Raw genomic sequence first — 13,600 nt, 5'->3', positions numbered from 1 at the left:
GTTTATCGTTTATGTATAGGGATTATATGTATATTATATCAACTTTAATTCATGAGATTAGGGTGGAATTGGAACGATTTATTGAACAAATTACAAGAGGAAAATGGAGAGGGTGACAACATTTCTATTGTCACCCTCCAATTTTGAGACTTAACAAATAGTGGGGCTATTTGTTAGTTTATTTTACTGCTTTACACCTGGTTGAAGCGGGCTGTAATTGCTCCATGTAGTTTCATCGCTAGCGATTGAACCATCATGACATCCAAAACATACAGCCATTCCAGTGTAACGCTTAAGTGCTGAAGATGGGTTTGGATCTTTCAGGTAATCTGTTGCAGCAACTTTAGCGGCGTTTGCATCACCGGCATATTTTGCTGGATCAAATGGTGCTCCAACGGCTGTCAACTCAGGTAGGCCTCGATCCAAGGAATCTTTCATAATTGTTGCATCTGTACCGTGTGCAAAGTGGCAGCGTACACAAGTAAGTCTGTCGGTATCAGTTTGGTGACGGTGTGCAGTTGTGTAGACTCCAGTTTCGTTTGCATAAGTTGCAGAAAGATAGTCAGTGTGGCAGGACGCACAGAATTTGCTCATTTGAACGCCACTGTCTTTTACATATGTTGGAGCAGCGCTATCAAAGAAGTCATAGTTGTTTGTTACTTTATCGATAGCTGACCCAATGAGGAATGTTGCACCGTCAATGCTTGCAGCAGTCGTATCACTGTTTTTGCTGTATGCGAAACCATCTTTCCAAACAAAGACAAAATCTGCAGTTGGTTTTTTCACATCGGCACCGGCTTTAAGTTGTGTTTCAACAGCTGGACGGCCACCGTCAGAACGAATCCAGAGCGAGGAGTCGGCAATGTACTTCTTAGCTTTATAATCCCATTTGTAGGTAGAAACTATGTCAGAACCTTCCGGAACAGCAGCTCTTTTATAGAAGACGTTTCCATCAATAGTTGCTTGAGTTACTCCAGTTTCCTTTACAAGGATATAATCTCCGACATTAGTTGCCGGAATAGATGCTTTTGCATAAACAGTTCTGTTACTAAATTTCATTCCACCATTTGTTTTACCGCTAGTGGTGTCATTTTCAGTTTTAATCCAGCCTGCAGGGTCAGACTTTAACAAGCGAGCGCTGTCGGATCCGTGTGGATTATGGCAGCTTGCGCAAGTGAACTCTTCTGCCCATTTGCCGGTATCAGCATGGTTCCCGCCTGGTGCTGCTTTGATATCTACCGAACCATCGGATAAGTGGACAGACATGTTGTTTGCATGAGATCCGCCAAATGTACCTGCATTAGTTGGGGCACCAAATACAGATTTTGCTCCCATTGTACCATCATGGCATGCAGCACAAGTGCTGTATGTGCCGTCCCTGAACAACAGGTAATGGTCTTCGCCTGTATGTGTCTGGTGACAACTTGCACAGGAGTTGGTGTTGTTCTGGTAAGATCCGTGCATTTTTTGACCAGATCTTTTTTTGCTTAGGCCTTCAAAGCCAGTTTCGTTGGCATTCATCAGGTTCGTACTATGGTCAACACTGCTTGTGTCAATGATAGCATTACTATAGTTACCAACAAGAACCGATGTACTGGCTACTATGACAGTTGGGGCTGATTTATAAGCGAGTTCAACTGTGTATCTTGCTCCTTCTGTCAATGTAGGTGTTGTATAAGAGCCCTTCTTGGCAATGTCAGTAGCAATATCTTTGGTTTCAACAACTGCATTTGCTGCATCTCTTAATGTTACAGTAAATTCTGTTCCTGCTGTATCAGTAGTTAAACCATTAAATGCAACATCAAAAACACTTCCATTCTGGACTGCTTCAAAGCCAAAAGGGCTCTTCGCGAAAGCACCAGTGGCCAGCATTCCCACTAGCAGAAGAGCAAAAAGCATCGAGAAACTAAATTTTGCCTTACTCATCTCAAAAAAACCTCCCTGTTTTCTCTTTTTAAAATCAGTTACTAAAAACCTTTATGTGAAACTTTCATCACCTCCTTAAGTGGACTTGTGTTTTTTAAAAGTAAACTGCTATCCTTTGGTTAAAGGTGTCGGTGATGTAAATTTGGCTTTTTTCGTCAATGAATAGTCCGTTAGGGAGGAAAAATTGGTTATTTTCGGATCCCAGCCCGCCAAATTGGTAGACTTGTTCACCTTTACTATCGTATCCGTATACGAAGTGGGTCATGTTGTCTATCAAATAAAGGATACCATCCGATCCCACAGCTAAACCTCTTGGATTAACAAACTTGGGGTCTCCTTTACCATCTTTACTTCCATTAATAGAAAGCTTGTAATTTCCATTTTTATCGTAAACTACGACTCTCTGATTACCTGAATCTGCGACATAAATATTATTTTGGTTATCAATTGTTACAGCATTTGGGGCGTTTAATAAATCCTCTTTGCTTGTAGCGGTCGTTATTTCAAGAATCTTTTTGCCATCAAGGTCAAAAACCAAAACTTTTTTGTTTTCTATATCCGTAATGTATAATTTATTTCCAAAAATTCTTAGTCCAGCAGGACTTTTGATTGATGATGTGGAACTGTCCTTCTCTTCAAAGTAACGCAGGAATTTGCCTTTATTATCAAAAATGGAAATTTTACCATTAAATAAATCAGCTACATATATATTTCCATCTTTATCCCCAGCAATTCCATACGGGAATTTAAATTCCCCTTTCCCTTCTCCTTCCTTTCCGAATTTAAAGATAGGGGTTCCTGATCCATCAAAAGCCTGAACTTGTTTGTTATTTGTATCAGTTACATAAATAAACTCTCCGACTTTTGTTACGTCCATTGGTTTATCCAAAGGGGTCTTGAAATCGCCCTGTACAAAATAACTGAAGCTTGGAGGACCGTTTTTAACGGAATTTGCCATTTTATTTGCCTCATCGCCCAGGTTTAGAAAATATATTGCTGCATATAGCACAATAGACAAACCTACTATAACGCCCATCCATTTATAGACTGTTTTTCTTTTCACTTGATTCAACTCCTTTTCGAACTTACCTCACTTTTTAGATGAAACTCGATCAAGTGCTTTAATTGCTGGTTTGAAGGTTGGGTCATAAGCTAGGGCTTCTTTGTAAATTGATTCTGCTTCTTTTTTCTTGCCTTGGTTTTCGGCAACCAAGCCTATTTCATAAATGGTGTCGACATTTCCTAAGTTCAGCTTATCTGCCTCAGCAAGCGCTTCGTTAGCTTCATCAAACATTTTCAGTTTTCGGTAACTTTTACCCTTCATCAAGTGTCCTTTATAATCTCTCGGAGAAATTTCCGTCGCTTTAATGGCATGTTGTAGTGCCTCATCTGTTTTATCTTGTTTATCGTAAACAATACTTAAATTTAAGTATCCATCAAAGTAGTTTTTGTCCAGGGAAATGGCAGTTTTATATTGTTTGATTGCTTCGTCGTAATTTTTACCTAGAAAGTAGGCATACCCGAGCTGGACTCTGCTTTCCGGGTCATTTGGACTTTGTTTTACCTGTTCTTTATAGAATTTTACCTGTTCTGCTATTTTTTCAGAATCAGTTCCCTCCCACAGGTACTTATCGCTAATAAAGTAGCCAATCCCTAGACAGATTACCAACGTTCCAATCAATAATAGGGTCGCTTGCCACCATGTAAACTTTTCACTTTTGTTTTTTTTCTTAGGTTTTTGGGCTTGAAGCTGTTCTTCTGCTTGCATACGAACCCCTCCTACATTCATTACTTTTAATCCTCTTTGTGACAGGATTGGCACTTTTGCTCATTGTGACATTGGTAACAGGTTTTTGATACTCTAGTACCGCTTGCTATTTTGATAGGATGAGTTTTTCTCCACTCCTTCTTTTCATGGCTGCTTGGGTGGCAGCTGCTGCAAGTGACATTTGAAGTTTTATTCAGACCTGTCTTTTGGTAGTCATGGCAGGCAATACATTTTGACTCGTTATTCTTTGCCAAAACTCCATGACTCTTTGTAAATCCCTTGGTATGACTTGCTGGCCGTTGAGTGTGACAACTTTTGCAATAAGTGTTTTCTTTTGCGAATTCATGGCTATTTGCTTTTTTATCTTCCACTTTATTGGTTTTAAGAAATTGGGTATGGGCAGGAGTTTCATCAAATAATGATGATTCTTTATCTGACATGTACTTATGGCAATCATTACACTCTTTAACATTTTTATTTGCTATTGATCCATGTATCTCTTGTGCAAAATCAGTCTTTTTGTGACTTTCTGGATACATGCCGGTTGTATGACAAGCAGTGCATTCGGTAGTGACTTTTCGGGCTTTATGGCAATCCATGCATTTTTCCATTTTAGGATTGGTAAACTTTTTGTCACTCATCATTGCTTTCCCAAGAGTGATATCCCATTTTTGATAATCAGATTTAAAAGTGACTTTCCTTTCGGCAATCTTTCCGTGTGCAACCCCGCTATGGCATTGAACACACTCAATACCTTTATTTTTATGTTTGTCATGAGGGATGATAAGGTCCCCGGAAGGTGTTACTTCACGTTTATACACATTGTGACATTTTTCACAAGAACTATCTGGTATATCCTTTGGCATTTGAATTGGTGCGGTATAGGCATTAGTCTGTTTTTTAACAAGTTCTACAATACCGTTTCCTTTTGCTTTTGCCAGATTCTTGACCCCTGGTTCGATATGACAGTTTACGCAATCCACTTCACCATGGGAGGAAGCTTTCCAGGTGTAGAATTCCGGTTTCATTTCATGGCATGAAGAGCAGAATCCGGAACTTGATGTTGCTTCCAGCCCTGTATAACCAATCGTGAAGAACAGGGCCAGAAACAACAGTGTTAAGGTTGCGATTTTGAAAAACATATAGCGAAAACGGGGAGGGGCCGGAAGCTCCTGGGTGACTTTTTCTTCATCCATAAGACTGTCCCTCCAGTTTCTGTTTAGTGGTTATTGATATGGCTTTATGGCAGTGGGAGCAAATTACTGATTATGCGCCTTTTTCTCCTTTAAAGCCTGTTCTGTGGCAGTATTGGCAGTAAACGTCTGTTGGTGCGGTTGCTTTTGTGCCTTCAGCTGGTTTTTCTTTGTCATGGCAGACATAGCAGGTTGCTTTCGCTTCATTGGTTTTGGCCTTAGAAGCGTGGGCTGTCAGCCATGTGTCGCTGTCGACGTGTCCTGGAGGACGGTTGCCGTGGCAGGTTGAGCAGAATGCTGCATCCCGTGACTGGTCTTTGACCGTTTTGATATTCGGAATGTACTTTTCTTTTTTGCCGTCATCCTTCAGCAGTGTCATGATGTCTTGCTTAGGTATGTCGCGGATCCACTTTGTATCTTGGTGGCAGTTGATGCATTCATTTAGTTCATTAAGAGCGGTGCCGCCGTGGCTTTCGTTCCATTTAACTTTTTCGTGGCTCTTCGGTATCGCGACTTCTTTGTGGCAAGTGAAGCATTCCATTGACAGTTTTACATCTTTTTTCTGTTTGCCGATTGCCTGGAGGATGATCTCCTGCGTTTTTTGAGTAGTTTCATGGCTGCCCTGGACTCCCGTTACTCCCGCTTCGTGGGGCTCGGCGGTTGCAGTTACGGTTTTCTCGCCGCCTTCTGATTTTTCAGCGCCGTGTGTGTTGACCGGCAGGCTGTAGGCGATGTCTTCCCAAGGCTTTTCGCCTTTATTGACTTTATCGTGGCAATCGATGCACGTACCCATATTTGGATTCGTGTATTCTTTTGTCATCAGCTTTTTAATGTTTTCCTTTGTCCAGTGGTCATATGTCTCGGAACCGTTGATTCCGCGGTCAACCACTTTCGCGTGCGCAACTCCCGCGTGGCAGGTGATACAAGGTACTCCTTCTTTGACGTGCCCTTTATGGTTTACCTTTAGGTCCCCGGTGGCGGTGACTAGGCGGTTATCGGAGTGGCACTGTCCGCAGTTCACTTTCATGACCGGAACGGTCTGAACGATGGGATCGGGCGGACCGACGATATGATAGTAAACTTCTTTCATTGATTCGATTTTGTGGAGAACCATATTTTTCGCACCAGGCTCGATGTGACACTGGGTGCATTTGATCTCGCTGTGCGCGCTTGCTTTGAATGTCTGGTATTCCGGTGCCATTTCGTGGCAGGATGAGCAGAAAATCGGATTAGAAGTAAACGCGATTGCTCCGTATGCTGTTCCGCTCATGGCGATCAGTCCGAATAGGAGTGCGAAGCCAAGTTTCCAGCGGTTGATCGGATTCTTCCAATCTATATTTCTAAATTTGCGCCATAATCTGCGTATAAGGCCAACTTTCTTTTTCCCTTCCCTTGTCTCTGTCTCAGGGTTTATCTCTGTAGGTTTGGATTTTCTCCAAAAGGCCACGCTGTTTCACCCTTTCTGTTCTCTGTTTGATTTTCTATCTACATTTTTATTAACCTCTCTAAGGGTAGTATCTAATATTGGTAGGTGATTTTCCAATGTACAAATTGTGAATAAAGTTGCGAAGCTTGTCGGTTGAAGTTAATGAGCAAAAATACCATGATAATATTGTTATATCAAGCGTTTGGTTATTAATATGAGGGTAGTGTAAATGGGTTGTTAGAGTTAATTTTTATTCAATATAATGTATAAAAAATGAATAAATGCACAGATTTTAAAGCTTTTTTGCATAAATGAGAAAGGGGGGCTATTAAAGGGTTATTGTAAAATAATTTACAGACTTATGAGATTGTTATGGGGAAGTTGTGAAGAAGTTGTGAAGATTTATGTTGTTTCTCAGTGTATAATTGATTGTCAACAAATCATTTATTATAGAAATTTTGCAAAAAAGAAGAAAAATCCCTGGTTGCTCAGACATGAAAAAATCCGTTTTTTGATTTTCAGAGGGAGTTTTTTATTACGCGGGAGTGGTTTGTGAAAAATTTACCAAAGTGCCTTTCGAAAAGGATTTTATTTTGTTAACATACAACTGAAACGGGGGGATAGGGATGTTGTTTTGGAAAAGGAAAAGACGGGATGAAGTGCCTGACGACTTGGACAGTGAGGCCGAAGTCGATGGGCGTGTCAGTTTGATTCACCGTAAATCATCGGTCCGGCGGTGGAAGTTCCTTGTAGGATTTTTTACTGCTATGGTTGTTTTCCTTGGATTGGGATACGGAGTGTTCAGTTATACATCCACACCTTCTTTTTGCGCTTCGTGCCATGAAATGGCCCCCCAGCATGTAACCTTCCAATCCAGTGCGCACAATCAAATTCAGTGTGTCCAGTGCCATATTGAACCCGGCAAAAAGAATGCGCTTAAGCACAAACTTGACGAAGCGAAAATGATTTTATCCCATATAAAAGGCGATACAAAGAGAATTTTTGCAAAAAGGCCTGTCCTAAGCAAAAACTGTGAACAATGCCACTCAAGAAACAGGCTGGTTACCGCGACCGGTGATATTATTGCCAATCATAAAGGACATATAGAAAAAGAGATCCCCTGTATGACGTGCCATAGCGGTGTCGTTCATGCAAAAGTCGCCGAGCGGGGGATCAGCGATTTGGCAACCTCCTCTGCATGGACGAGGGAGAATGCAGATAAGCTGATGGGTGAGAAAAACGAGAAGCCTAATATGGGTACTTGCATCGATTGCCATAATCAAGTGAACCAGGGGAAAGAACCATGGAAAGACATTGCTTATATCCTTCCCGACAATCGTGGTGAGTCGAATGAGGGCAATGCGGGGGAGTCAGGGTACGAACGGACGCCGGAGATGAAAGCTGGCGTGCTTGAACGGACTCTTCCCGAGAATGTTCAAAAAACAATCCTTGAAGCAATCGGGCAGCAGAAAACAGATGTAAAGCTTTCCATGCAATGCTTCACGTGCCATCAAAAAATCAGCACACCGAAAAATCATGAAAAACCTGATTGGAAGCAGGGACATGGCGGGACAGCAGCTAAAGAGCTCGACAAATGCCTGAATTGCCATAAGGATTCCCTTTGGGTAAAGAAGCTTGAAAAGCAGGATATACGGAATTTACTAGCGGAGTCACCGAAAAAACAAGCTTATCGGCTGGATACTTTAACTGCTGCAAAGGAATCGAGGAACAACTATTTTTGCAGCCTCTGTCATGCGGAACGTCCTGACGACCATCTTGACCGGCACAAGTGGCTATTCGATGCCCATCGTCGTAACTCCGGGTCACCAGAGGAAAGACGGAGCTGTTTTGTCTGTCATGATAATGAAAAACCTGAGCCTGGCTTGCAGGCTCCTGCACCATCCGATGTTTACTGTGAATTCTGCCATAAAGGCGATTTTCAGGGTGAACCGTTCTGAATGTGGAAGCTTGGGAGTGGGAAAGTTTAGGAGTTTCATACGGAGTTCAATAAAAAGCCGGCTATCTTTCAGGACTTGATTGAAAGATAGCCGGTTTTTAATATGGGGAAGCATCAGGATAACCTATTTTTTTCCTGGAGGGTTCTGTTGGTTTTGTCAACGCCCGAAAGAAGCGCTCGAACAGTCTCCTAAATCGCTGCCGTATTCAAAAACGGTAGCTTGGATTACTCTCCCTTAAAGCCGGTACGGTGGCAGTATTGGCAGTATACGTCTGTTGGGGCTTTGGCAGTTGTGGTTTCTGGTTGTGGTTTTTGTTTGTCGTGGCAGACGTAGCAGCGTTCTTTTTCTTCTTTTGCTTTTGCCTGGCCGGCGTGTTTAGTGAGCCATTGGTCGCTGTCGAGGTGCCCTGGCGGCCTGTTGCTATGGCAGGTGCTGCAGAATTTGTTTGTCCTGGTGCTTGTTTTAACAACGTTCAGATCAGGGGTGTATGTTTCTTTGTCGTCTGAGCCTTGAAGGAGATCATGGATGTCGTCGACAGGGACTTCCTTAATCCATTTGGCATCTTCATGGCAGCCGACGCATTTGTTTACTTCGTTAACGGCATCGTCTCCATGCCGTTCTCCCCATTTTTTCACCTGGTGGTTTTTCGGTATATTGATTTCAAGGTGGCATGTTTTACATTCCATAGAAAGCTTAACGTCACTTAATTGAAGGCCGATTGCCTGTAGAATGATCCCCTGGGCAGTTGTATCCATGTCTTCGTGTACGGCGTTATCCGCAGGGATATCTTCCTTCTCATTGCCATGTTCCACTTGCCTAGGGAGACTGTAGGAAATTTCCTCCCACGGCTTCTGGCCCTTGTTCACTTTGTCATGGCAGTCGATACAGGTTCCCATGTTCGGGTCCATATCTTTTTTGGTCATTAGTTGGTTGGTGTTTTCGGCCGTCCAGAGATGGCGGTCTTTTTCAGTGTTGAGTTTGCGATCGGCGATTTTCCCGTGGGCGACGCCGGCATGGCAGGTGATGCAGGGGATTTCTTCATCAATATGCTTTTTATGGTTGACCATCAAGTCGCCGGAGGCTGTCACAAGTCTGTTGGTCGTATGGCATTGCTGGCATGAGATGTTGGGTATGGCTTCCCCGGCAGTCTGGACAATTTGCTCGGGAATGCCGGTGACGTGGTAGTAGACTTCTTTCATCGACTTCATTTTGTGGGTCAGCATATTGACGGTGCCTGGCTGGATATGGCACTGTACGCAGCTGATCTGGCTGTGGGCGCTTGCTTCGAAGGTTGCGAATTCTGGCTGCATTTCATGGCAGCTTGCGCAGAAAGTTGGTGAGTTTGTAAAGGCAAGAACCCCGCCGAATGCACTCCCTCCGACAATCAGGACAAAAAGTGAGGCAAACAGCAGTTTCCAGCGGTTGACCGGGTTTTTCCAATCGATTCCCCTGATTCTTCTCCAAAGACCCTTTTTCTTTTCCTCTGGATTTGTTTCAGTTTCTGGAGCTTTTCTTTTTCTCCGGAAAAACAAAGTTTTCAACCTCCCTGTTTTTTTATGTAACTCCCTTCATTTCCATTATATACTAACTAAATAGGGCGGTGAACCTATTTGTGAAAAAATGAGCAATGGTGATTCTGCTGTTGAGTGATTTTGCGAAAACGTTCCTTATTATATATTTTCGAAGACTGAAATAAGTACCAGGAAACTTTGCCAAATCTGTAACAATTCTATTTTGCAAAAAAAATATGGCCAACACGCCTGGGATGGGGATTTGTTGTCACTGCATAGCGGAAGTGGTAAGATGGTAACAGAAATTGGCGAATTGTTTTTAAAGGAAATTCGTGGTATAAAAGAGAATCCTTTCTCCTTATGGGGTTTGAATGCTGAGTAGAAGAAGGAGCGTTTTGAGATGGGTATTTTAAATAAACTTTTTGATATGAATAAACGCGAAATCAAGAAGCTGGCGAAGGTGGCCGGGCAGGTCGAGGATTTGGCGGATGAGATGGAAAAGCTGTCTGATGATCAGCTTCGCGAGAAGACGGAAGAGTTCAAGCAGCGCTATCAAAATGGCGAGTCGCTTGATGACATGCTTGTCGAAGCGTTCGCTGTCGTCCGTGAAGGGGCGCGCCGTGTGCTTGGCCTTTACCCATATCCTGTTCAGCTGATGGGCGGTGTTTCCCTGCATGAGGGGAATATTTCCGAGATGAAAACGGGGGAAGGTAAAACGTTGACGGCGACGATGCCGGTTTACCTGAATGCGTTATCCGGCAAGGGCGTCCATGTCGTGACGGTCAACGAATACCTCGCCAGCCGTGACGCGACCGAGATGGGCCAGTTATACAATTTCCTTGGCCTGACAGTCGGCTTGAATCTTAACTGCATGACAAAGGAAGAAAAGCAGGAAGCCTACGCTGCCGATATTACTTACGGTACAAATAACGAATTCGGTTTCGATTATCTCCGTGACAACATGGTGTTATATAATGAACAAAAAGTTCAGCGCCCCCTTTATTATGCGGTCATTGACGAGGTTGACTCGATCCTGATTGACGAAGCGAGAACGCCGCTGATCATATCCGGCACCGCGCAAAAATCGACTTCGCTTTATATGCAGGCAAACGCGTTTGTCCGGACGCTGACGAAGGAACAGGATTACACTTATGATGAAAAGACAAAAGGTGTCATGCTGACAGAGCAGGGAATTTCGAAAGCAGAGCGCGCTTTCGGAATCGAGAACCTTTTTGACATCAACCATGTCACCCTGAACCACCACGTCAACCAGGCGTTGAAGGCGAATGTGTCGATGCATCTTGATATCGATTACGTTGTTCAGGATGGCGAAATTGTCATCGTTGACCAGTTCACCGGCCGCTTGATGAAGGGCCGCCGCTATTCCGAAGGGCTGCACCAGGCGATTGAGGCGAAAGAAGGGCAAGAGGTCCAGAACGAAAGCATGACGCTCGCGACGATTACATTCCAGAACTACTTCCGCATGTACGAAAAGCTTGCCGGGATGACCGGTACGGCCAAAACGGAAGAAGAGGAATTCCGCAATATATATAATATGAACGTAATCGTCATTCCGACGAACCGTCCGATTATCCGTGATGACCGCCCAGATTTGATTTATGCGACAATGGACGGGAAATTCCGCGCGGTTGTGGAGGACATCGCCGAGCGCCACCATAAAGGCCAGCCGGTGCTTGTCGGTACAGTCGCGATTGAGACATCCGAGCTGATTTCGAAGTATTTGCAAAAGAAAGGCATCAGGCATAACGTCCTGAATGCGAAAAACCATGGCCGTGAAGCTGAAATCATTGCCGAAGCAGGCCAGCCTGGTTCCGTTACGATTGCCACCAACATGGCTGGACGTGGTACGGACATCAAGCTTGGCGAAGGTGTCGTTGAAGTTGGCGGTCTTGCGGTAATCGGTACTGAGCGCCACGAATCGCGCCGGATTGATAACCAGCTGCGCGGACGTTCCGGCCGTCAGGGAGACCCGGGGGTAACTCAGTTCTATCTTTCAATGGAAGACGAACTGATGCGCCGTTTCGGTTCGGATAATATGAAAACGATGATGGAGCGTCTCGGCATGGACGATTCCCAGCCGATCCAAAGCAAAATGGTTTCGCGTGCTGTCGAGTCAGCACAGAAGCGCGTTGAAGGAAATAACTTCGATGCCCGTAAGCAGCTCCTCCAATACGATGACGTCCTGCGCCAGCAGCGTGAGATTATTTACGCACAGCGGAATGATGTCCTTGAAGCGGAAAATCTTCGCGACATCGTTGAAAATATGATCAAACATACGATTGAACGCGAGGTTGACATATTCGCGCCAAGAAGCGCGGATGAGGAGGAATGGAACCTGCAGGGATTGGTTGACTACACAGCCGCCAATCTGCTCCGTGAAGGCGACATCACTCTTGAAGACCTGACTGGCAAAGAGCCGGATGAGATGGCCGAGGTCATATTTGCAAAAGTAAAACAGCGCTACGATGAGAAAGAAGAAATCCTTGAGCCAGATCAGATGCGCGAGTTCGAGAAAGTTATCGTCCTCCGCGCAGTCGACTCGAAGTGGATGGACCACATCGACGCGATGGATCAGCTTCGCCAGGGAATCCATCTTCGCGCGTACGCGCAGACGGATCCGCTTCGCGAATATCAGGCTGAAGGGTACGCGATGTTCGAAAATATGATTCTTTCCATTGAGGAAGAGGTTTCTCGTTACATCATGAAGGCGGAAATCCGCAGCAACCTACAACGCCAGGAAGTTGCCAAAGGCCATGCTGTCAACCCGAAGGAAGACGGCGAGAAAGTGAAGAAAAAGCCTGTTCTTAAGAAGACGAACATTGGCCGCAACGATCCATGCCACTGCGGCAGCGGCAAAAAATTCAAAAACTGCCACGGGGCGGTTTAAGAGACAAGTTGTTATATAAAAGAGGGAACCGATATTATTGCATCGGTTCCCTTTATTCTTTTAGGGTTTAACTGGATAAAATGTTTTATATGGTAAAATGCGACTGATTCGCGCCACCGATGTTACAAGGAACGAATTGTTTATTATTCGGATTTTCCATAATCGAAGCACGTTGGGACAGGGCTAGGTGAAAAAGGTGAAGCTCTGTCCCAAACCGAAGTACATTGGGACAGAGTCAGTCCAAAAAGGTGAAGCGCTGTCCCAAACCGAAACCCATTGGGACAGAGTCAGTCCAAAAAGGTGAAACATTGTCCCAACCCGAAGCCCATTGGGACAGAGTCAGGCCAAAAAGGTGAAGCGCTGTCCCAAACCGAAGCCCATTGGGACAGTTCCAGGTGAAAAAGGTGAAGCGCTGTCCCAAACCGAAACCCATTGGGACAGAGTCAGTCCAAAAAGGTGAAGCGCTGTCCCAACCCGAAACCCATTGGGACAGAGTCAGTCCAAAAAGGTGAAACTCTGTCCCAAACCAAAGCCCATTGGGACAGAGTCAGCCCAAAAAGGTGAAGCGCTGTCCCAACCCGAAACCCATTGGGACAGAGTCAGCCCAAAAAGGTGAAGCTCTGTCCCAAACTGAAGCCCATTGGGACAGAGTCAGGCCAAAAAGGTGAAACTCTGTCCCAAACCAAAGCCCATTGGGACAGATCCAGGTGAAAAAGGTGAAGCGCTGTCCCAAACCGAAATCCATTGGGACAGAGCCTGGTGTTAACGTGGGCACAAAGCGCCTCCCTGGTTTTCCTGGCTGCGTAGCTGGGCTTCTGCGGCTTTTTATTTTGCCAGGAAGGGTTTTGGCAAATGGGGCTGGACGGTATATACTGTATAAGGATAATTCTTATGGAAAGGTTTTTGAGGT

General features: G+C 44.5%; 8 protein-coding genes. 2 read left to right on the top strand and 6 right to left on the bottom strand.

The annotated features are described in order from the left end of the window. Positions 1-183: 183 nt before the first annotated feature. The 5 genes from BN1002_RS19120 to BN1002_RS19100 form a co-directional block, all read right to left on the bottom strand. Positions 184-1,926, bottom strand: a complete 1,743-nt coding sequence (locus BN1002_RS19120; RefSeq protein WP_048827114.1) for a cytochrome c3 family protein — start codon at positions 1,924-1,926, stop codon at positions 184-186. Positions 1,927-2,020: 94 nt separating this feature from the next. Beyond that, on the bottom strand, positions 2,021-2,989 hold the full coding sequence (locus tag BN1002_RS19115) for a 6-bladed beta-propeller (protein ID WP_048827113.1): 969 nt from the start codon (positions 2,987-2,989) through the stop codon (positions 2,021-2,023). Between the two features lie 27 nt (positions 2,990-3,016). After that, the gene (locus BN1002_RS19110; protein WP_048827112.1) at positions 3,017-3,694 is read right to left on the bottom strand and encodes a tetratricopeptide repeat protein; all 678 of its coding nucleotides are present in this window, start codon (positions 3,692-3,694) and stop codon (positions 3,017-3,019) included. A gap of 26 nt (positions 3,695-3,720) precedes the next feature. Continuing rightward, on the bottom strand, positions 3,721-4,890 hold the full coding sequence (locus tag BN1002_RS19105; RefSeq protein ID WP_048827111.1) for a NapC/NirT family cytochrome c: 1,170 nt from the start codon (positions 4,888-4,890) through the stop codon (positions 3,721-3,723). Positions 4,891-4,960: 70 nt separating this feature from the next. Then, positions 4,961-6,334 carry a cytochrome c3 family protein gene (locus tag BN1002_RS19100; RefSeq protein WP_048827110.1) on the bottom strand — a complete coding sequence of 458 codons (1,374 nt, stop codon included), beginning with the start codon at positions 6,332-6,334 and terminating at the stop codon, positions 4,961-4,963. Between the two features lie 605 nt (positions 6,335-6,939). Between BN1002_RS19100 and BN1002_RS19095 the strand changes: the two genes are divergently transcribed. After that, on the top strand, positions 6,940-8,271 hold the full coding sequence (locus BN1002_RS19095; protein ID WP_048827109.1) for a cytochrome c3 family protein: 1,332 nt from the start codon (positions 6,940-6,942) through the stop codon (positions 8,269-8,271). A 224-nt stretch (positions 8,272-8,495) separates the two neighbouring features. Here BN1002_RS19095 and BN1002_RS19090 read toward each other — a convergent pair whose 3' ends face one another. Further along, a complete protein-coding gene (locus BN1002_RS19090; RefSeq protein ID WP_048827108.1) occupies positions 8,496-9,803 on the bottom strand; it encodes a cytochrome c3 family protein in 1,308 nt (435 codons plus the stop codon). A 379-nt stretch (positions 9,804-10,182) separates the two neighbouring features. Here BN1002_RS19090 and secA point away from each other — a divergent pair, with 379 nt between their 5' ends. After that, a complete protein-coding gene (secA, locus tag BN1002_RS19085; RefSeq protein WP_048827107.1) occupies positions 10,183-12,690 on the top strand; it encodes a preprotein translocase subunit SecA in 2,508 nt (835 codons plus the stop codon). The last annotated feature ends 910 nt before the right edge of the window (positions 12,691-13,600 follow it).

The sequence above is a fragment of the Bacillus sp. B-jedd genome (assembly GCF_000821085.1).
GTDB lineage: Bacteria > Bacillota > Bacilli > Bacillales > Cytobacillaceae > Bacillus_D.
This window is presented reverse-complemented; position numbering and strand designations above follow the sequence as displayed.

What these genes read in the sequence shown, in the direction of transcription:
- BN1002_RS19120 (WP_048827114.1), bottom strand. Translation starts at nt 1,926, where the DNA reads ATGAGTAAGGCAAAATTTAGTTTCTCGATGCTTTTTGCTCTTCTGCTA.
- BN1002_RS19110 (WP_048827112.1), bottom strand. Translation starts at nt 3,694, where the DNA reads ATGCAAGCAGAAGAACAGCTTCAAGCCCAAAAACCTAAGAAAAAAAAC.
- BN1002_RS19105 (WP_048827111.1), bottom strand. Translation starts at nt 4,890, where the DNA reads ATGGATGAAGAAAAAGTCACCCAGGAGCTTCCGGCCCCTCCCCGTTTT.
- BN1002_RS19095 (WP_048827109.1), top strand. Translation starts at nt 6,940, where the DNA reads ATGTTGTTTTGGAAAAGGAAAAGACGGGATGAAGTGCCTGACGACTTG.
- secA (WP_048827107.1), top strand. Translation starts at nt 10,183, where the DNA reads ATGGGTATTTTAAATAAACTTTTTGATATGAATAAACGCGAAATCAAG.